The organism is Clostridium sp. LS3 (assembly GCF_055330225.1).
Genome location: NZ_CM143921.1, coordinates 24,609 through 46,286 on the forward strand (window position 1 = coordinate 24,609; position 21,678 = coordinate 46,286).

The 21,678-nt window shown below is 27.1% G+C and carries 20 protein-coding genes and 1 tRNA gene; 15 read left to right on the top strand and 6 right to left on the bottom strand.

From position 1 onward, the window contains the following. Positions 1 to 106: 106 nt before the first annotated feature. Positions 107 to 1,450 carry a CCA tRNA nucleotidyltransferase gene (locus ACZJV1_RS00105; protein WP_463651045.1) on the bottom strand — a complete coding sequence of 448 codons (1,344 nt, stop codon included), beginning with the start codon at positions 1,448 to 1,450 and terminating at the stop codon, positions 107 to 109. Between the two features lie 119 nt (positions 1,451 to 1,569). After that, positions 1,570 to 2,802, bottom strand: a complete 1,233-nt coding sequence (locus ACZJV1_RS00110) for a L,D-transpeptidase family protein (protein ID WP_463651046.1) — start codon at positions 2,800 to 2,802, stop codon at positions 1,570 to 1,572. 189 nt (positions 2,803 to 2,991) lie between these two features. Here ACZJV1_RS00110 and ACZJV1_RS00115 point away from each other — a divergent pair, with 189 nt between their 5' ends. The 8 genes from ACZJV1_RS00115 (at position 2,992) to ACZJV1_RS00150 (ending at position 9,156) form a co-directional block, all read left to right on the top strand. Beyond that, entirely contained in the window at positions 2,992 to 3,753 is a 762-nt protein-coding gene (locus tag ACZJV1_RS00115; RefSeq protein ID WP_460288588.1) for a DUF1189 domain-containing protein, read from the top strand. 257 nt (positions 3,754 to 4,010) lie between these two features. Beyond that, entirely contained in the window at positions 4,011 to 4,931 is a 921-nt protein-coding gene (locus tag ACZJV1_RS00120; RefSeq protein ID WP_463652132.1) for a sensor histidine kinase, read from the top strand. A 74-nt stretch (positions 4,932 to 5,005) separates the two neighbouring features. Then, positions 5,006 to 5,082: transfer RNA gene (locus ACZJV1_RS00125), tRNA-Arg, on the top strand. 143 nt (positions 5,083 to 5,225) lie between these two features. Then, positions 5,226 to 6,368, top strand: a complete 1,143-nt coding sequence (locus ACZJV1_RS00130) for a Card1-like endonuclease domain-containing protein (RefSeq protein ID WP_411169343.1) — start codon at positions 5,226 to 5,228, stop codon at positions 6,366 to 6,368. 101 nt (positions 6,369 to 6,469) lie between these two features. After that, positions 6,470 to 7,834 carry a 6-phospho-beta-glucosidase gene (locus ACZJV1_RS00135; protein ID WP_411169344.1) on the top strand — a complete coding sequence of 455 codons (1,365 nt, stop codon included), beginning with the start codon at positions 6,470 to 6,472 and terminating at the stop codon, positions 7,832 to 7,834. A 272-nt stretch (positions 7,835 to 8,106) separates the two neighbouring features. Continuing rightward, positions 8,107 to 8,469, top strand: a complete 363-nt coding sequence (locus tag ACZJV1_RS00140; protein ID WP_460288587.1) for a DUF2089 domain-containing protein — start codon at positions 8,107 to 8,109, stop codon at positions 8,467 to 8,469. Positions 8,470 to 8,491: 22 nt separating this feature from the next. Further along, the gene (locus ACZJV1_RS00145) at positions 8,492 to 8,875 is read left to right on the top strand and encodes an SHOCT-like domain-containing protein (protein WP_463651047.1); all 384 of its coding nucleotides are present in this window, start codon (positions 8,492 to 8,494) and stop codon (positions 8,873 to 8,875) included. 8 nt (positions 8,876 to 8,883) lie between these two features. Further along, on the top strand, positions 8,884 to 9,156 hold the full coding sequence (locus ACZJV1_RS00150; RefSeq protein ID WP_463651048.1) for a hypothetical protein: 273 nt from the start codon (positions 8,884 to 8,886) through the stop codon (positions 9,154 to 9,156). Between the two features lie 120 nt (positions 9,157 to 9,276). On the opposite strand, the gene ACZJV1_RS00155 is transcribed toward ACZJV1_RS00150, so the two are convergent. Next, entirely contained in the window at positions 9,277 to 10,083 is an 807-nt protein-coding gene (locus tag ACZJV1_RS00155) for a MurR/RpiR family transcriptional regulator (RefSeq protein WP_463651049.1), read from the bottom strand. A gap of 9 nt (positions 10,084 to 10,092) precedes the next feature. Then, positions 10,093 to 10,986: a phosphatidylserine decarboxylase gene (locus ACZJV1_RS00160; protein WP_463651050.1), complete on the bottom strand. Its 894-nt coding sequence runs from the start codon at positions 10,984 to 10,986 to the stop codon at positions 10,093 to 10,095. A gap of 144 nt (positions 10,987 to 11,130) precedes the next feature. On the opposite strand from ACZJV1_RS00160, the gene ACZJV1_RS00165 reads away from it, so the two are divergent. From ACZJV1_RS00165 to ACZJV1_RS00175, 3 genes are all read left to right on the top strand, one after another. Beyond that, on the top strand, positions 11,131 to 11,451 hold the full coding sequence (locus ACZJV1_RS00165) for a DUF1622 domain-containing protein (RefSeq protein ID WP_411169348.1): 321 nt from the start codon (positions 11,131 to 11,133) through the stop codon (positions 11,449 to 11,451). 208 nt (positions 11,452 to 11,659) lie between these two features. After that, positions 11,660 to 13,384, top strand: a complete 1,725-nt coding sequence (locus ACZJV1_RS00170) for a ferredoxin hydrogenase (RefSeq protein WP_463651051.1) — start codon at positions 11,660 to 11,662, stop codon at positions 13,382 to 13,384. Positions 13,385 to 13,666: 282 nt separating this feature from the next. Further along, the gene (locus ACZJV1_RS00175) at positions 13,667 to 14,989 is read left to right on the top strand and encodes an MATE family efflux transporter (RefSeq protein WP_463651052.1); all 1,323 of its coding nucleotides are present in this window, start codon (positions 13,667 to 13,669) and stop codon (positions 14,987 to 14,989) included. A 155-nt stretch (positions 14,990 to 15,144) separates the two neighbouring features. On the opposite strand, the gene ACZJV1_RS00180 is transcribed toward ACZJV1_RS00175, so the two are convergent. Further along, positions 15,145 to 16,755 (bottom strand): ABC-F family ATP-binding cassette domain-containing protein, encoded by a 1,611-nt coding sequence (locus tag ACZJV1_RS00180; RefSeq protein WP_411169351.1) that lies wholly within the window; start codon positions 16,753 to 16,755, stop codon positions 15,145 to 15,147. Positions 16,756 to 17,238: 483 nt separating this feature from the next. Between ACZJV1_RS00180 and ACZJV1_RS00185 the strand changes: the two genes are divergently transcribed. The 4 genes from ACZJV1_RS00185 to ACZJV1_RS00200 all read left to right on the top strand — a co-directional run bounded on the left by ACZJV1_RS00185 (position 17,239) and on the right by ACZJV1_RS00200 (position 20,784). After that, the gene (locus ACZJV1_RS00185) at positions 17,239 to 18,549 is read left to right on the top strand and encodes a sodium-dependent transporter (RefSeq protein WP_460288581.1); all 1,311 of its coding nucleotides are present in this window, start codon (positions 17,239 to 17,241) and stop codon (positions 18,547 to 18,549) included. Between the two features lie 235 nt (positions 18,550 to 18,784). Next, positions 18,785 to 19,147, top strand: a complete 363-nt coding sequence (locus tag ACZJV1_RS00190) for a GntR family transcriptional regulator (protein WP_460288580.1) — start codon at positions 18,785 to 18,787, stop codon at positions 19,145 to 19,147. A gap of 3 nt (positions 19,148 to 19,150) precedes the next feature. Beyond that, on the top strand, positions 19,151 to 20,026 hold the full coding sequence (locus ACZJV1_RS00195; RefSeq protein WP_463651053.1) for an ATP-binding cassette domain-containing protein: 876 nt from the start codon (positions 19,151 to 19,153) through the stop codon (positions 20,024 to 20,026). Beyond that, a complete protein-coding gene (locus ACZJV1_RS00200; RefSeq protein WP_463651054.1) occupies positions 20,026 to 20,784 on the top strand; it encodes a hypothetical protein in 759 nt (252 codons plus the stop codon). Before ACZJV1_RS00195 ends, ACZJV1_RS00200 begins: the two co-directional genes overlap by 1 nt. Positions 20,785 to 20,842: 58 nt before the next feature. On the opposite strand, the gene trhA is transcribed toward ACZJV1_RS00200, so the two are convergent. Next, positions 20,843 to 21,490, bottom strand: coding sequence for a PAQR family membrane homeostasis protein TrhA (trhA, locus tag ACZJV1_RS00205; protein ID WP_460288577.1), 648 nt, complete (start codon positions 21,488 to 21,490; stop codon positions 20,843 to 20,845). Between the last annotated feature and the right edge of the window lie 188 nt (positions 21,491 to 21,678).

Here is a 21,678-nt window from a genome sequence, read left to right on the forward strand (position 1 = left end):
ATTATGATTTACAAATATAAAGTTAAAGGTTAATAATTTTATAAGTATGAAATAGCAAAGGGGTGGATTAAAATTAAACCACCTCTTTGCTTGCTAATAATACAATTTATTTATAGATAAACTCTTTAGCTAGTTTAAATAATGACTCTTCATCATTTAAACTAGGATTTTCTAAAACTTTATTTAGTAAAAAGCTTAATGTATCGCCAATTAATTTACCAGGTTTTAAATTAAAGTTTTTAATTAGTATTTCACCACTAGTATGAAGATCTTTTATTGAAAGCGGTTCATTATTGTTTAATATTTCATCTACTAAATTATCCATATAATCAACCTTAGCTAAAAATATTTTAGGATTATCTAAGGAGTTTATATCTGCTCGTTGCAAATCAAATAAAAGACCTATATTGTCTTTACCAATAACATTTAATAGCTTTTTAACTTCAAATTTGGTTGGAAGATAATTAACATCTAAAACTAAGTGATGTTCTATTAATTTACAAACTATATTTATAGTATTATTATCAAATCTTAATTTAGATAATATATTTCTGGCCATTATTGAACTTTCTATATTGTGATTAGGAAAATAATAAGATCCATTTCCATTAAATGTGAGTGTGTTTAATTTTCCTACATCATGAAGTAATGCTGATAATCTTAATAAAAGATTATTATAGGTATTATCAATAACTTTAAGGGTATGGCTAAATACATCTTTATTATGATTATTACATTTTGGAGTAAAGTTAGTTAAACTATGAATTTCTGGAAGAATTATTTCTAGTAATCCTGTATTTTTTAATAAAATAAGACCTTTTGATGAATTATTAGAAATTAAAATTTTACATAGCTCATCTCTTACTCTTTCATGACTTATATTACTTACTAACTTATTATTATTTATTATAGCCTTATAAGTAATCTCATCTATATTAAAGTCTAATTGACAACTAAATCTAATTGCACGAAGCATTCTGAGGGAATCCTCTTTAAAACGTTCATCAGGATTACCTACGCAACGAATTATTTTATTATTAATATCATCAATTCCACCAAAATAATCGATAAGTCCAATAGAGTTATTGTAAGCTAAAGCGTTTATAGTGAAATCTCTTCTAGATAAATCCTCTTTTATATCAGAAACAAATTCGACTGATGATGGTCTTCTATTGTCTAGATAGGTTCCTTCTGTTCTAAATGTAGTTACCTCATATTGAGTATTACTTATAATAACTGTTACTGTTCCATGTTTTAAACCTGTTGGAATAGTTTTTTCAAATAGAGATAAGGTGGTGTCAGGTTTTGCAGAAGTAGTTATGTCATAATCTTTAGGGGAAATTCCTAGTAAGCTATCTCTAACGCACCCACCTACCATAAATGCTTTAAAGTTATTTCTATAAAATGTATCCATAATAAAATCAACTTCATTTGGAATAAATATATGCATTATTTGTCCTACTTTCAAAATATTATATAAATATAATAGCATAATTAAATATTTATAAGAAATGGTAAAATAACCTTAATCATTACATAAATAGTGATTAAGGTTATTTTAATTATATGTTAATTTATTATTATCTTAGTATCATTTGCAATATTGTCATATAACCATTTGGCGTCTTCTACCTTTAACCTTATGCAACCATGAGAGGCTGGAGTACCAAGAGTATCGTCTAATACAACAGTTTGAGTTTTATCAAAGGGAATAGAGTGAAATAAGTAATCTCCCATAAATTGAACCCAATACTTTCCACCTTGACCGAATTCCTCTGCGAAGAACCAATCTCCTCTATTAGTAACGGCAAATATGCCCTTAGGAGTTTCTTTTCCAGATATTCCTGTGGAGCAAGGGAAATTTTTAATCAACTTCCAATTATTTGTTGAACCTTTATATACATACGTCATTTGCTCAGCTAAATTTAAATAAACAAAATAAGATGTTTTACTACTAATAGATAAGGTATTAACATTCTGAGTCGTTATTGCTTGAAGAATTGCATTAGATGTATACTCCGAGTCATCTCCTTGATATTCTTCTCTAAATAATTTTATAGAACTAATTTTATTATTTATTTCTGTTATATCATTTTTACTTAATAAGTTTGAATCATACTCAGACAAAAGATTAATTGCTTTAGTATAATATTTATTTGCAACTAGTTTATCAGAAGTTTCAAGAAGATAGCCCTTATAATTTACTGTACAATCCTTTATATATTCTTGTGCCATTGAATAATCTTCAGCTAATGATTTTGGAACTAGATTAAAGTATTTTATCGCCTTAGAATAATCTTTTGAATTAAAAGCTGAAATTCCTAAATTTAGATAATTATCTTTTTTTGATGAATTAGTGCTTGAATTATTAGATTTTGAAGATATACTATTTGAAGCACTGTTTTCAATAGGAGAATTTTCTAATGCTAAAATTAATTTATCTAATGAAGAATTTAATACATTATAGCTTTTAATTTCAGATAAAACAGCTAGTGCTTGTTTATTACTAATTTCATTATTCTTTAAAGAAACACATAACTTATTAACAATTTCTGTAAAGTATGTTTTTAAGTCTGAATTAATTTGATTTTTTTTAAAAGATATAATTTTTTTGTTCAAAGTATCTTTTGCATCTGAAAACTCACAATTATTAAATGATTTATAGAAACTAGAAGTTACTTGCTTGTATTGATAGTTTAAATAAATATTTACTCCAAACCATAATAAAATAAATAAAGTTAAAATAGAAAGAAGCTTAAAAATAGAAAATTTATTTTTAGGTTTGGGCTTATTATTAAACATTAGTACCCCTCCTTATAATTCATACTATAATCATTAACCAAAAGAGGGAATTTTAATCTGAAAAAAATATTTTTATAAAAATAGCTATTATATATGAATATTGCTATAAAAAACAACTATTGTTTATAAAATTAAATATATATGGTAAAATATTTAGTAAGCGTTTAATCCAGATATTTGGAGGTATTTATGGAAGAAAACATAAGTTTTGTAAATAAAGTTAAAATTAGTGTATTAAATATAGGAAAATATAAGGAGCTATTAAGATTAAGCTTTTCTAAAGCCTTAATTTATTCTATTTTATTAAGCATTTTAGTTGGGGTAGTAACTGGAATTGCTCAGTTTGCAGCAATAAATTTAGTGCAAAAAGCTAGTAGAAATGCATTAACAGATGATAAATTTAGTTTTGAAATGGAGGATGGTGTACTAAATTTTAATGAGTCTCCTATAATAAAGGAAAAAGGAAAGTTAATATTACTTATAGATACTAATAAGTCTTTAGAAGATGAAGAAAGTGTAAGAAAAATAGTAATACACAAGGATATTTCCACAGTAATATTTAAAGATGGAATATCTGTAAGAAATAATGATCAAAAAGTAACCTATAAGTATAAAGAACTTCCATTACCACAAAATTTTGATAATGAACTAATTATTAAAGCTATAGATGCTATGAAACCACTTAAATATATAGTATTTATAGTGAATATTTTTTTAGTTTATTTAACACTCTTATTTTATGCATTTATAATTTCCTTAGGAGGAGCAATTATTAACAAAACTCAAGGTATAAATTTAGATTATGGAGATATATTTAAATTATCTTTATATGCAATGACTTTACCTACATTAATTAAATTAATTTATCCAATAGGACCACTTAGCATATTAGTATCGGGATTTTATCTAATGATAGCTATAAGTAAAATTAAGCTAGAAGCAAATATTTAATTATAAATTTAAAATCCTATAAAATAATATTAGATTGATTTCATGTATCTTTTTACTAATGAAAATGAAGATTAACATAATAGAAAGAATTATTATACAAAAAAGTGTAATAATAATGTATTAAAAATACCACTAGATAATTAATAATTAAATAAACAAAAGGGAAATTGGAAAAAAACAACAAAAAGCATTGTTGGAAAAATGTGTATATGTTAAACTGTTTATATGGTATTTATGTAAATAAATCTAAATCTGTTATGAAAGGAATTATTATCATGATTATTAGTGAAGTTATAGAATTATTAGATAATAAAAGAGATATAAGTGAGATTATATTAAATGAAAATTTTAATTTTAAAAATGAAGAATTAATTAATGTCATAACAGAGTTAATAGGAAAGGGGATTAATCAAGAAAATTTTTTGCTTAATATTTCTCATGACCTAAGAGGTCATTTAAATGTTATATTAAGTATTATGCAATGTATTGATTATGGTAGCGTAAATATAAAAGATAAAAAAGCATTAGAATATATGAAAATTGTGAAGAGAAATAGCTTAAAAATGTTAAAGTTAATAAATAATTTAATAGATACAACAAAACTAGAAAATAATTACTATGTTCTAAATAAGAAAAACATAGATATAATATCTATGATAGAAAGCACTATAAGTTGTATAGATAAATATGCGAAGCAAAAAGAAATTCAATTAATATTTGATACAAATGAAGAAGAATGTATCATGGCAGTTGATCCAGAGGTTATAGATAGAATTATTATGAACTTACTATCTAATTCTATTAAATTTTCTTATAGTAGTACTAATATATATATAAATATATTAGTACTAAAAGAAGCTATAAAAATTTCTATAAAGGATGAAGGTCCAGGAATATCAAAAAAATATCAAGAAAAAATATTTAATAGATTTTATCAAATATCAAGCAAGAAAGAAAGAGAAAATTCAGGAAGTGGCATAGGGTTGGATTTAGTAAATTACTTAGTAAAGTCACTTGATGGAAATATAGAGTTAAATAGTGAAGAAGGAAATGGATGTGAATTTATAGTAACATTACCAATAACTATTGTAGAAGAAAGTGAAGATTTCTGCATAAGAGGCGATAGTAATAAAATTCAAATGTTAGAAGTAGAATTCTCTGATATATATAATAATTAGTTTGCTATAAGCTAATTAGTTGCTTGATTTATTTCAGTAATTATGATAATATAATTATTGTTAAAATTTTATATGCGGTGGTAGCTCAGTTGGATAGAGTAGCTGGCTACGAACCAGTTGGTCGGGGGTTCGAATCCTCTCCGCCGTACCATAACCTGTAACTTAAGTTGCAGGTTTTTTTACTTTTAGATAAATATTATATAGTAATAATGTACTATTAATTATTTTTAAAATAAAATTTGATTCCTTTGGGTAAATTAGAATCATATAAATTAAAAAAGAAGGAATTTAATTATGAGCGTAGATATATTAGTAAATCAACTAGATGAACATAATCAATCAAGTATTTTAGTAGCTAAAAAATTTAAGCCTAAAGAAGTTTTATTTATATATGATAAAAAAGATGAAGATTTAATGAATTCATTACAGGACTACTATTTAAAGTATGAACCACTAGTAATATTTGAAAGAAGATGTATTAGCGAAGGAAATATAGAGGAGTTAGAAAAAGTTATAAACATAAATAAAAATAAAGATATCTTAATTAATTTAACAGGAGGAAGTAGAATAAATTCATTAATACTTTTGGATATATGTAATAAAAATTCATTAGAATCAATATATGTAGATATAAGAAAAAAGATTTTGTATAAGATAGGTAATGAAATAGAGTTATTAAAAGAAGAGTTTGATGATATGAACTTAGATAGCCTTATAAAGTCTGCAGGAGGAAAACTTATATCTGACTCTACTAGACTTTGTGATAAAGAGGAGCTTATATATTTAACAAAGAAAATATATAAGAACTTAAATCTATGGCATAAATATAAGCAAAAGCTATATGATATGAATATATTTGTGCATGATTATCAAGATTCTGAAAAGGTTATAATTAAAAAAGAAAATTTAAATAGAGAAGAAATACAATTATTAAACAAAATACTTAGTGAGTTAAAAAAGCTTAATGGAATAGACTATTTAGAAATCGATAAAAACCAAATAGAAGTAAATTTTAAAAATGAATATTTAAAGTCTTTTATTTTTAAAAGTGGTACATGGCTTGAAATAGCAACAGATATTATAATACGCGAAATAAAAGAAATGGATGAAGTGAAAAGTGGAGTTATGTTCTTCTGGAATGATAAGAGCAAAATAGTAAGAAATGAAGTCGATGTAGTTGCAGTAAAAGATTCAATTCCCATATGTATATCTTGTAAAGATAGCGATAAATACAATGAAGACGCATTAAATGAATTAGATGTATATAGTAAACAAATTGGTGGAGACAAGGCATATAAGATATTAGTTGCAACAAAAAATCCAATAAAATCTGCAGTAATTGAAAGAGCAAAGGAAATGGACATAGATATTGTTATATTTGATGGAGATGAAGAAAAGTTTAAAGATAAGATACAGAAAATTATTAGAAGGAATTAATTTAATGTAATAAGGATTTTCAAATTTTGAAATTGTTTAAAGGTTTATATATGTATAATTAAGATATAGAAAATAATTTAAACATTATGGGGGGTTGGCATATGGCTAAAAAAGGAATAAAAATAGTTACTATAGGTGGAGGATCAAGCTATACACCTGAATTAGTAGAAGGATTAATTAAAAGATATGATGAGATGCCTGTAAGCGATTACTGGTTAGTTGATATTGAAGAAGGTAAAGAAAAACTAGAAATAGTAGGAGCACTAGCTAAGAGAATGGTTGAAAAAGCTGGCGTTCCAATGAATATACACTTAACGTTAGATAGAAGAGAAGCATTAAAAGATGCAGACTTCGTAACTACTCAATTAAGAGTAGGATTATTGCCTGCAAGAGTAAAAGATGAAAGAATTCCACTAAGTCATGGATTTTTAGGACAAGAAACTAATGGAGCTGGTGGATTATTTAAAGCTTTAAGAACAGTTCCAGTTATATTAGATATAGCTAAGGATATAAGTGAGTTATGTCCAAATGCATGGCTTATAAACTTTACAAATCCAGCAGGTATAGTTACTGAAGCATTATTAAGATATGGAGTTCATAAAAAGGTAATTGGCGTTTGTAATGTTCCTGTAGGCTTACAATATTCATTTGCTGATATATTAGGAGTAGATAAGGATAAGGTAACTGTTGATTTTGCAGGATTAAACCATATGGTTTATGCAGAAAGAGTTTATTTAGAAGGAAAAGATGTTACAGCAGATATAATAAAAGAGTTAACATCAGGTAATGCTAAGTCACAAACTATGGCAAATATCAAAGGATTTAATTGGGATGTAGCAACTATAAAAGCTTTAGGAGTTATACTGTGTCCATATCATAGATATTATTACAAAACTAGAGATATGCTTAATAGCGAGTTAGAAGAATTCAAAACAGGAAAAACTAGAGCAGAAGTAGTAATGGAAGTTGAAAAGAAATTATTTGAAATGTATAAGGATGTTAATTTACAAGAAAAGCCAGAAGAGTTGGCTAAGCGTGGTGGAGCTCACTATTCAGATGTAGCATGTAATGTTATAAATGGAATATACAATGATAAAAATACAATTATTGCAGTAAATACTAAAAATAATGGAACTTTAAAGCAATTTGAAGATGATTCAGCTATAGAAGTAAGTTGTTATGTAGGAAAAAATGGTCCTGTACCAGTTGAAACAGTTACAGAATTGCCAGTATTTGCTCAAGGCTTAGTTGCACAAATAAAGTCATTTGAAAGATTAGCAGCTGAAGCGGCTTATACAGGAGATTATAATACAGCATTATTAGCAATGGTAACAAATCCATTAATATCAGATGATATAAGAGGAAGAAAATTATTAAATGAAATGTTAGTTGCTCATAAAGATTATCTACCGCAATTTAAAGATGTTATAGAAAAGATTGAAAAGGTTGAAAGAGCAGAATTTTAATATAGTGATTACTAATTTAGGAGATTAACTTTTATAGTTAATCTCCTTTTATGTGTAATTAATTTTTATTTTATAAAGTGGTATAATTATTATTTATGTAAAGTATAGCATAATTAAGAGAAATTCAAATGAAATTAATTAAGAAATAAATAAAATAAATTAATTTAAAGTATAAAATTAAAAATATTAATTGTGAAATAATTAAATTCAATATTTTCGTTGACAAATATAAGGGGGAGGCATAATATATAATTAACAGGAGGGATAATGGAATGTATAAAGTAATAACTTCTTGTCCAGTATGTAATAAAAAAATGAAGGCTACTAGATTAAACTGTTCTTCATGTAAGACTGTTATTGAAAATGAATTTGAGTTTTCTAAGTTTGATTATTTATCTAAAGAGCAATTAAAATTTATAGAAGTTTTTATTATGTGTAGAGGAAATATTAAAGATGTAGAAAGAGAACTTGGAATTTCATATCCAACAGTTAGAGCAAAGCTAGATGAGGTAATTAATTCCTTAGGTTATAAAAATAGTTCAAAACCTTTAAAAACATCAACAAGTGATGTTATCAATGCATTAGAAAAAGGAGAGATTTCTCCGCAAGAAGCCATAGAGAGAATGAAAGAATAATAAGTATTTGGAGGGAAAAGGAATGAGAGAGGATTTAGTAAAAGTATTAACAATGCTATCAGAGGGAAAGCTTAATGTGGAAAAAAGCGCAGAATTAATTGAGGCAATGTATAAGAAGGAAGAAAAGGAAATACAAGTAGTAGATAAGAACTATGACAAGAGAATGCTCAAGGTCTTTGTAGATTCAACACAAGGAGATAATGTAAAGGTTAATTTGCCGATAGTTGTTATAACATCAATACTTAAGGCAACAGGAAAATTACCAATTAAAAGTGCAGAGATGGAAGGCATTGACTTTGAAGTGTTAAGTGAATCAATAATTGCAGCTTTAGATAATGAAATGCTTGGAGAGATAGTAACTGTAGATTCAAGTAAGGGCGACGTTGTTAGAGTTGTTGTTGAATAGGTAGAAAAATGAAAATAGTAGTAAAATCAAAGGAAACTAATTTTACATTATATATACCTATGTTTATATTAACTAGTGGTATAAAGCTTACGAGTTATATTAGTACAAAATATCACAAGCATAACAATTCAGATAAAGATTTACAAAATTTTATTAAATATATAGACTATATAGATATGGAATCTATTATGCTAGGGATGAGAGAACTAAAGAAGTATAAGGGTTTAACATTAGTCGAGATTAATACTAATGATGGAGATTATGTGTTAGTACGTGTTTAAAAAACTACGCAAATTTATCTAATGTCTCCTATTGCTTCAAATAGTATTATAAAAATAAAGTAATATATTTGTTTTATATAAACATATTACTTTATTTTTATAATTTATATTCTAGAAAATTTAAGAATTAGAACTATATAAACTTCCGTATCTAACATAAATATATTCAATAAGATAACTTAAGTCATATCTATGATTCTGAACATATTCATTGGAGTCATTTCTTGGTGGAAGGTAAATTATATAATCACTTCTCTTTATATATTCAGGCTTTTCTTTTTCTGTAATTACAACTACTGTAGATGAACTATTCTCAATTTTTTTCCAAAGCCTTTCATGATATAGAGTAAATCTTCCAGTTGGAGAAATTAGAATAGCTAAAGAATTTTCATCTAATTCATCGGCTAACCTTTCTTGTTCTTGAACATCGTTAGCATGGTAAATTAATTTAGATAAATTAACTAGCTTACGCTGTAACTCTTGAGCCATAAGCTGAGAAAATTGAGTTCCAAATATACATACATTAGTACTATTAAATATAAGCTCTACAACCCTATCTATAACTTTTAAATCAACAAAGGATTTAAAAGTTGTAATTTCATTCATTATTTCTAAAGACATATTATTTAGAATATCTTCTCTAGAAAGATTATAATGTATAGCTTTTGGCTTCATAAGACCAACATTATAATAACCTATATTTATTTTTATACTTTCTTTAAACTCAATTAAGTTAGAATAACCTAGCTTATGACAAAATCTTGTTATAGCAGCTGGAGATGTATAACATAAATCAGCTAATTTATTTATAGACATATCTGGAATTACTCTGATATTTCTAAGCATAGTTATTGCTATATTATAGTTAATATCATTTTCTTTACTGCTATTTAAAAATAATAATAATCTATATATTAAATCCCCCATAAAATACCTCTAAGAATTAAATTTTTTACCTATTACTTCACCCATTAAAACCTTACATTCAAATCCAAGTTCCGTTTGACATAGTATATCATCATCAATTTTAATACTATCCTTTTTAAATAAAAGTATAGTTGTTGAGCCGCCAAACTTAAAGTAGCCTTTTTCCTCTCCCTTTATAACTCTTTTATTAGGAGTATAAGTTTGAACTATTGTACCAACACAGGTAGCCCCAACCTCAATATGAATTATATCTCCAAAATTATCAGATTTAAAGATACTCCATTCTCTTTTATTTTGACAATATAACTTAGGGATTCTCTCTAAGGCAACAGGATTAACAGAATAGTAATTACCAGCTATAAAACTACTTTCCAATGGAATTCCATTATCAACAAAGTGAAATCTATGATAATCTGTAGGGCAAAGCCTTAACACTAAGCAAACGCCACCTTCATAATCTTTAGCTATAGAAGCATCACCTATTAATTCGGATAAACTGTAGTGAATGCCTTTAACTTGTATTAGTTTGTCAGTAGAGATATTTTCAAAAGCAAATAACCTACCATCTCCAGGTGAAGTTAGCAAACTATCGTCAGTTGGAACAGGTCTTGAATCTTTACTTAATGTCCTAATAAAGAATTCATTAAAGTTATTAAACTCAGAAACGTTCATTGAGCTTATATTCATGTCTATATCGAAATCTTTTATAAATTTATCTATTTTCTTTTTGCTAAGTGAAGTATTGCAATAAGATCCATAAAGCTTAGAAAACAACTTTTTCTTTAATAAAAGCTCTGTGAAGCTTTTCCCTACAGGTGATTCATAAGACCATTTTATATAGTTTTCTCCTGCTACTTTTTCTGTCTCATAATTATTAGTTTTTCTATTATATATTTGTATCATAAGTTACCTCGAATAAAAAAATTTTATATTATTATATTAACATAAAAACGCAATAAAAATTCTAAAAAATATATAAAGTTCCTTTACATATATTTTATTATACAAGATAATTAAGGTTGGGAATAAATTTTTGGAGGGATAGGTTTGTTAAATCATTTTGTGGAGACTATAACTCCCATAGCTATACATCTGTTAGAGTCTATGGGAATATTAATAATAATTGTAGGAGCAATTAAAGCTTTCTATAAATTTGTATTAAATATTGTAACTAAAAATAATTTTCCAATAAAAGTAGAGTTTGCACAGTCACTAACTCTTGCACTGGAATTTAAGTTAGGAGCAGAGATATTAAAAACAGTAATTGTGAGGTCTTTAGATGAAATGTACATATTAGCTGCAATAATAGTTTTAAGAGCAATATTAGCCTTTGTTATTCATTGGGAGATGAAGGAAGACTCACATTAATTAATATAATAGTAAAAAGTATGCATATTTGACTACAATTTAGCATTGTCCGTTATATAAATTTGTCGTACAATCATATATGGAGAATATATTAAAATAATAATAATTAAAAGATAGTAATTATTGGAGAAATAGTGTAAAATAGAGTTTGTTAATAAAATATCAATTACAAAAGATGTTTATATAAAGCAATACAGGGGGAAGTTAAATGAAAAACATAACTATAAATGGAAATAAAATCGTAGTTAATGAGGATAAAAGTATAATAAAAATAGCTAAAGATAACGGGATAGATATTCCAGCTTTATGTTTTTTAGAGGATTGTAGTAATGTTGGACAGTGTGGAGTATGTTTAGTTGAAGTAGAGGGACAAGAAGAGCTAGTTAAAGCATGTTGCGTTATTCCAGAAGATGGAATGGTTATTAATACAAATACAGAAAGAGTTCAAGAAGAAGTTAAAAAAACTGTTTCTTCATTATTAGATAAGCATGAATTTAAGTGTGGACCTTGTAAAAGAAGAGAAAACTGTGAATTCTTAAAGTTAGTAATAAAAACTAAAGCAAGAGCTTCTAAGCCTTTTATTGTTGCAGATAAATCAGAATATGTGGATGATAGAAGTAAATCAATAGTTTTAGATAGAACAAAATGTGTTACATGTGGCAGATGTGTTGCAGCATGTAAAACTAAGACTGGAACAGAATCAATAAAATTCATAGAAGTAGACGGAGAAAAAATAGTTGGACCAGAAAACTTAAAATGTTTTGATGATACTAACTGTTTATTATGTGGACAATGTGTTGTTGCATGTCCTGTAGATGCTTTATCAGAAAAATCTCATATGGATAGAGTAAAAGAAGCTTTAGCAGATGAAGAAAAGCATGTTATAGTTGCAATGGCACCATCAGTTAGAACATCTATGGGTGAATTATTCAAAATGGGATATGGGGTAGATGTTACAGGAAAAATATATACTGCTCTTAGACAACTTGGCTTTGATAAAATATTTGATATAAACTTTGGAGCTGACATGACAATAATGGAGGAAGCTACAGAATTAGTTCAAAGAATTAAAAAAGGTGGTCCATTCCCAATGTTTACATCTTGTTGTCCTGCATGGGTTAGACAAGTTGAAAATTATTATCCAGAGTTTATAGACAATCTATCAAGTGCTAAATCACCACAACAAATATTTGGTGCAGCAAGTAAAACTTATTATCCACAAGTTGCTGATATAGATCCAAAGAGAGTATTTACAGTAACTATAATGCCATGTACAGCTAAGAAGTATGAGGCAGATAGACCTGAAATGGAGAATGAAGATTTAAGAAATATAGATGCTGTAATAACAACAAGAGAATTAGCAAAAATGATTAAAGATGCTAAGATAGATTTTGCCAAATTAGAAGATAGCGAAGTAGATCCAGCGATGGGAGAATACACCGGAGCAGGTGCTATATTTGGAGCAACAGGTGGTGTTATGGAAGCAGCTTTAAGAAGTGCTAAGGATTTTGTTGAAGGTAAGGATTTAGGAAATATAGAATATGAACAAGTAAGAGGATTAGCAGGAATAAAGGAAGCTACAGTTGAAATAGGTGGACAAGAATATAATGTTGCTGTTATAAATGGATCTTCAAATGTATTTGAATTTATGAAGAGCGGTAAAATTAATGATAAGAAGTATCATTTTATAGAAGTAATGGCATGTCCAGGTGGATGTGTAAATGGTGGTGGACAACCTCATGTAAATGCTTCAGATAGATTAGATATGGATATTAGAAGTATAAGAGCATCTGTATTATATAATCAAGATAAAAACTTAAAGAAGAGAAAATCACATGAAAATGGTTCTTTAAATAAAATGTATGAAACATTTATGGGAGAGCCTGGTACAGGAAAAGCTCACGAGTTACTTCATATAAAATATAAAAAATAAATTTTAATTATAAATAGAGGAGGTCGTATAGGCATCCTCTATTTTAATTTATTAGTAATTTAGTGTATAGAAAAAATGCTTAAATAGTAAAATACCCCTATGGTACAGGAACTTCTACATTGACAATATTAGTATATTGTAATAAAATTATTTCAATTAAATAGTTTTTGAGTGATTATGTCGCCGGACATAATATTCGTATAACAAGCATTAGGGATTCATACCATTAGGCCTTTGGGTATGAACCACCTAATGCTTTTTTATTTATAGGAGGAATCAATTATGAGAGTAGAATTAAGTAATAATATCTTTAAAAATTTTATTAAATATGTATCATTCAATGTTATTAGTATGATAGGACTATCATGTTATATATTAGCTGATACATTTTTTGTTGCTAATGGAGTTGGGAGTGTTGGACTTACAGCTTTAAATTTAGTTTTACCTGTTTATAGCTTAGTTAGTGGGGTAGGACTAATGATAGGTATGGGGGCTGGAACAAAATACTCTATATTAAGAGGAAGAAACAATAATAAAGGTGCAAATGAAGTATTTACACATGCTATTATTATAGGATTTTTAATTGGTGTTATATTAACTATTATAGGTATATTTTTTTCCTATGATATTGCAGCATTACTTGGTGCTGATGAAAATGTAAATCCTTTAGCCGGAATGTATTTAAAAACTATTTTAATGTTTTCCTGTCCTTTTATAATAAATAATATAATGGTCTGCTTTATAAGAAATGATAATGGCCCTAATTTATCTATGATAGCAATGCTTTTAGGAAGTTTTAGTAATATAATTCTAGATTATGTTTTTATATTTCCATTGAAGCTTGGTATGTTTGGAGCAGCGTTTGCAACGGGACTTGCTCCAATATTTAGCTTAATAGTTTTATCAATACACTTAATTAAGAAAAAAAATAATTTCAAGCTTATAAAATGTAAAATTAATAGAAGGTATATAAAAAGTATAATTTCATTAGGAGTTCCATCTTTTATCACAGAATTTTCTTCTGGAATAATAATGCTTGTTTTTAACTTTACAATTTTAAATATTGCTGAAAATATTGGAGTAGCAGCCTATGGAATAATTGCAAATTTAGCACTAATAGTAGTTGCTATTTTTACTGGTATAGCACAGGGCATGCAGCCTATAATAAGTAAAAATTATGGACAAGGTAAAGGTGGTAATGTTAGAAAACTATATCATTATGCAGTAATAACAGCAATAATACTTGGAACTATTTGTTATTTAATGGGGATTATATTCTCTAATCAAATAATTGCTGTATTTAATAAAGAACAAAATCAAATTTTATTAAGTATAGCAGATGAAGGAATTAAAATTTATTTCATTGCCTTCTTCATAATGGGAGTAAACATTGTAACAACATCATTATTTTCATCAATCAATAAACCGCGAGAGTCATTTATTATATCTATTATGAGAGGATGTATTGCTATAATACCTTTAATACTTATATTACCTAGAATGTGGGGAATGACAGGGGTTTGGATAACTATCCCTCTAGCTGAATTAATAACATTAATTATAAGTATTAGATTTTATACTAAAAACAAGAAAATACTTATCTAAGTAATGTAAAAAAAAGACTATTTTATTTAAAAATATGAGATGGCATTTCATTATAGTTGACTCATTTATTGAGCTAAGATTAGAGAAAAGATTATTAAAAATAGAAGCTGTACTAAGGAGTAAAATACCCTTTAGTACAGCTTTTTATAAAGATATTACTTAGTTTTTCCAGCGAACTCTAAGTATTCATCATATGTCATAGTTCTATCTACTATTGAACCATCTTTTTTAATATCTACTATTCTATTAGCAATAGTTTGTATAAATTGGTGGTCATGAGAAGCGAATAGTATAACGCTCTTATAATCATTAAGTCCATTATTAACAGCTGTTATAGATTCAAGGTCTAAATGGTTTGTAGGTTGATCTAGTACTAATACATTAGCATTTGTAAGCATCATTCTAGATAACATACATCTAACCTTTTCTCCTCCTGATAAAACGCTAGCATTCTTTAAAGCTTCTTCTCCAGAGAATAACATTCTGCCTAAGAATCCTCTTAAGTAAGATTCTGATTGTTCTTCAACAGTGTTACCTGAATATTGTCTTAGCCAATCTACAAGGCTTAGATCACAGTTATCAAAGAATTCATTATTATCTTTAGGGAAGTAAGATTTTGTTATAGTTATTCCCCATTTGAATTCTCCACTATCTGCTTCCATTTCGCCATTTATTATTTTAAACAAAGTTGTTATAGCAATATCATTATCTCCAATGAAAGCTATCTTATCATCTTTATTAACTCTAAAGCTAACATTATCTAAAACTTTAACTCCATCAATTGTTTTAGTTAATCCTTCAACAGTTAAAATTTCGTTACCAACTTCTCTTTCAGGCTTAAAACCAATGAAAGGATATCTTCTGCTTGAAGGTTGAATATCATCTAAAGTAATTTTATCTAAAAGTTTTTTACGAGATGTTGCTTGCTTAGATTTTGAAGCGTTAGCACTAAATCTAGCAATGAAATCTTGTAATTCCTTAATTTTTTCTTCTTTTTTCTTGTTTTGATCCTTAGACATTTGTAGTGCTAATTGGCTTGATTCATACCAGAAATCATAGTTACCAACATATAACTTGATTTTGCTAAAGTCAACATCAGCCATTACAGTACATACTGTATTCAAGAAGTGTCTATCATGGGATACAACTATTACAGTTCCTTCAAATCTTAAAAGGAAATCTTCTAACCAGTTAATTGATTGTATATCTAAGTGGTTAGTAGGCTCATCTAGAATTAGTATTCCAGGGTTACCAAATAAGGCTTGAGCTAAAAGAACCTTAACCTTTTCGCCCCCAACAAGTTCTGACATCTTCTTGTAGTGCATATCAGTTCCGATTCCTAATCCTTGAAGTAATGAAGAAGCATCTGATTCAGCTTCCCAACCATTCATATCAGCAAATTCACCTTCTAATTCTGAAGCTCTTATACCATCTTCATCAGAAAAGTCTGGCTTTGCATATAAGGAATCCTTTTCTTCCATTATTTCATATAATCTTTTGTTTCCCATTATAACTGTTTGTAAAACTTCAAATTCATCATATTCATAATGATCTTGTTTTAAAACAGACATTCTTGTATTTGGAGCAATAGAAACATCTCCTGTGTTTGGCTCAATCTCCCCAGATAATATTTTTAAGAATGTACTTTTACCAGCACCGTTAGCACCGATAACACCATAGCAGTTACCAGGAGTAAATTTTATATTTACATCTTCAAAAAGCTTACGAGCACCAAATCTTAAACTTACGTTTGATACAGTTATCACTAAAAACCGACCTCATTTCTAATCTTATTCATTTCGTTATTATATCATAAACTTAACATATTTTCATTTAAAGGTAAAATAATATTTAGAAAACTTAATGGAAAAGAAGTAAATTATTAAAATTTTGAAAAAATTAAAGATTGACACTTATATAGGGGGGTGATATTATGTATTAAAATGGAAGTTTTAGGAGAATAGAAATGGGCAGTAATATTAACTTAAAAAAAATAAAAGTTAATATAGAATATTATTATAACTATTATAGATAGGTCTTGTATTTATAAAAACAATTATAGATACAGACCGTTAAGAAGATTCGGGGTTTGTATCTATGATGGTTATTATTGTTAGTTGTGCTCAAATTCACAGAGTTAATTTAGCCACATAGATAAATGCTATGTGGCTTTAATTTTTAAAGTTGCTTATTTACCACATAGCGTAGTCTATGTGGTTTTTTTTATAAAACAAGGAGGAATGTAGGTTATGAAGAAAAGAGAACATTTTACAAGCAGAGCAGGATTTATAATATCCTGTATAGGAGCAGCTGTAGGGCTAGGAAATATTTGGATGTTTCCTTATAGACTGGGGCAAAATGGAGGAGCAGTATTTTTAATACCATACTTTATATTTGTTTTATTACTTGGTTCTACAGGGCTTATTACAGAGTTTGCATTTGGAAGAGCATCACAAGGAGGATCATTAACAGGGATAAAGAGGGCCTTTGAAAAAAAAGGTAAGAAGGGTGGAATATTATTAGGAGTAATACCAGCAGTAGGATTAGCAGGAGTTTTTATGTTTTATAATGTAGTGGTAGGCTGGATTATTAAATATTTTACCTTAAGTGTAACAGGAGAAATAAATACAATAGAAATAAACAGTTATTTTAATAATTTTTCAGGGAGTACAGAAACTATACTTTGGAATGCGATTGCTATATTTATAGCTCTTATTATAGTTATTATAGGTGTAACAAAGGGTATAGAAAAAATAAATAAAATAATAATGCCTTTATTATTTATAATTTTTATATTATTAGCAGTTAGATCATTAACATTACCAGGAGCAATGGAAGGCGTTAAATACTTATTAACACCTAAGTGGGAATACTTATTTAAAGTAGATACGTGGGTAATGGCTTTAGGACAAGCATTTTTTACAGTATCATTAAATGGGTGTGGAATGGTTGTATATGGTAGTTATATAGGAAAGGATATGGATATACCAACGGCAGCAATAAGTACAGCAATATTAGATATAATATCAGCACTATTAGCTTCATTTGTTATAATGCCAGCAGTATTTGCATTCGGACTTGATCCAATGTCAGGTCCGCCTTTATTATTTATAACATTACCAACAATATTTAAATCAATGCCAGCAGGTCAAATACTATCTATATTATTCTTTTTAAGTGTGATATTTGCAGCTGTAAGTTCATCTATAAATATGCTAGAGGGTCCGGTAGAAGCATTGATGTCTCAAACAAGGTTAAATAGGAAGAAAGCAACTACTTTGATTGTTGGAATACTATTTATACTTTCAATACCGTTAAATTTAAATATGGACTTATTTAATGGATTTTCAGATTTAATGACAATAATTATATCTCCAATTGGTGCATTGATAGTACTTATCGTATTTTACTTTATGAGAGATAAAGAAGATATTTTAAGTGAAATTAATATGGGAGCAAGTAAGAAGGTTGGAGATAAATTTATAATGTTTTCTAAGTATGGTTTTACGACTATAACTGTTTTAGTTATAGTACTTGGAATAATATATGGTGGAATATAATAATTAAAATTTTTAATATAATAATGTATAGAGATTTGAGATAACTCAGGTCTCTATTTTTATATCATTTATTAAACAAAATATAGGATAAATATTTATATGTATAAATTTACAAAAAACTTATCAAACATATTGACAAAATATTCCAATAGTCATATAGTTAATTACAACAGTAATGAACCAAATGACTAAAGTCGAATATAATATAGTATAAAACTCTACAAGGAGGCTTAATATGAAGTTAGATTTTACAAGTGAAATTCCTATATATATTCAAATAGCTCAATCTATAGAGGATAGTATTTTAAAGGGAATATTTAGGGAGGATGAAGTAATACCATCTACTACAGAGATATCAGTAAAATTCAAAATAAATCCAGCTACAGTGGCTAAAGGATTTAATTTATTAGTAGATGAAGGAATTATATATAAAAGAAGAGGTGTTGGGATGTTTGTTTTAAGTGGTAGCAAAGAAATACTAATACAAAAGAGAAAAGATAGTTTCTATAAAAATTATATAGTTGCATTAATAGAAGAAGCTAAAAAGTTAAATATATCAACAGAAGATATTATAGATATGATAGAAAAGGGGGAATAGTATATGGGCTTAATAAAGATATCTAACTTAACAAAGACGTACGGCAATAGTAAGGTGTTAAACAATGTTTCTTTAACAATTGAAGAAAATAAGATTTATGGTTTATTAGGCAGAAATGGGGCAGGAAAGACAACACTATTAAATCTTATAACAAATAGAATATTTCCAAGTGAAGGAATTATAACTATAGATAATGAAAGTGTTATTGAATCAGATGAACCTATAGGAAAGATATACTTTATGACAGAACAGGATTTATATACTCAAGGATTAAAAGTAAAAGAACTATTTAAATGGACATCTGAATTCTATGAAAGCTTTAATATGGAATATGCTTTAAATCTTTGTAAGAAGTTTGGGTTAGATACTAATAAGAAGTTTAAAGAGCTTTCAACTGGATATTCATCAATATGCAAAATAATTATTACGCTTTCATCAGGAGCAGAAATACTGATATTTGATGAGCCAGTTTTAGGTTTAGATGCAAATCATAGAGATTTATTTTATAAAGAGTTAGTTGCTAATTATATAGATGAGCCTAAAACTATTATTCTTTCAACTCATATAATTGAAGAAGTCGCAGAGATTCTAGAAAAAGTAATAATAATAAAAGAAGGAAAGCTTTTAAGTGATAAAGAAGTTGAAAATCTTTTAAGTGAAGCTTATATAGTTTCAGGAGCTTCAGAAAGTATAGATAAATATATTAAAAATAAAAAATGTATAAATATTAATACTATCTCTGGATTTAAGGAAGCAACTATAGTTGAAATATTAAGTAAAGAAGATAAAAGGGATATAGAAAGGTTAGGGATAGAAGTTTCAAAAGTTGAACTTCAAAAGCTGTTTATACATTTAACTGGAGAGGAGGGTATTAAATAATGAAAGCTTATAAGATTGCTAAATATAATATTAATAGTTTAAAAAAGTCATTATTTGTATATTATTTAATATTTATTGCTGTATGTATGTTTTTAGTTATACTTAGTAAAATATATTATGGTAATTTTGGAACCTCAGGAATAGAATTATCTTCAGCGATATTTATATTTATTGTAGGATTAAATATGTTTAAGGAAAACTTCTATTTTATGAAGAGTAATAATGTATCAAGAAAAAGCTATTTTTTAGGAACAGTTTTATCAATGTTACCTATAGCAGCCTTAATGTCTGTTATAGATATAATAATAAATAGAGTATATAGTTTATTCTCTAAATGCCCTACGAACTATGATATGATTTTTACTGATTTCTCCAATAATGTTGATATTACAACGGCAACTTCTAACTGGATTCAAGGAAATGATATAGTAACACTTTTTAATACTTTCTTATTTCAAGCAGCATTGTATTTAATGTTATTTGCATTAGGATTTGTAATAACAATGGTTTATTATAAATGTAATAAGCTTATGAAAACAGTAATATCTATTTCTCCAATAATGTTATTTATACTTTTTGGTGCGCTTGTATCTATTTTTCCTTATGCAGCACAAAAAGTACTTGAATTCTTATTTTATATATTTGGAATTACTCCTAGAAATGTATATACAGCAATATTGACGTTCATTATTTTATTCATAGCATTAATTATAGCTGCATATTTATTGATAAGAAAAATGATAATTAAAGAAAAATAATTAGATTCTATAGATTAAAAAAACAGAAGGTTTTAATTAGAGCCTTCTGTTTTTGATTTTATATTAAATATATGAAAACACATATAAAGTGGCTTAAGCTACCTAAAATGATGAATATATGAAATATCTCATGAAAACCAAATTTACCAAGTTGGAATTTCTTTGGCTTTAATCCATATATAACTCCACCAATAGTATAAAGAATTCCTCCAAATACTAGTAAAAATAAACTAGTAGGACTAAGAACTGCTGATAGAGGTTTAATCATAAATATAGCAGCCCAGCCTAAGCCTATATAAAGAGAAGTTTGTAACCATCTAGGGCAGTTAAACCAAAGCATCCTAAATAATATGCCAGCAATTGCTATGGATGCTATAGTTGCAAAGAATACAGTTCCCTTAAAGCCACTAATGCCTATTAGGCAAAATGGTGCATAAGACCCAGCTATTAAGATAAAAATCATAGAATGATCTAGCTTTCTAAGTCTAAATATTATTTTTTCGCTTGTTATTACACCGTGATAAGTTGCAGAAACACTATATAGTAATATTAGACTAATACCAAATATTACTACAGAAACTATTGCTATACTAGATGAGTCATTTACTAAGCCTTTTGTTAGCATTGCAATTAAAGCAAAAAGAGAAAGAATTGCACCAATCCAATGAGTTAAGCTATTTATAGGTTCTCTTAAATATTTTTCCAAAAATAAACACTCCTTTACAAGTAGTTTTAAAAACTATGTATTGTTATAATTATATTATTAAAATAAACTTTGAAAGTCAAAGGTTATAATAGACGAAATAGTTAGAAATATTAATATATTTTTTGATTTCCTTGAAATATCTCTTTATTACTAGTATATTTAAATATATATATTAATAAGTAGTTTAC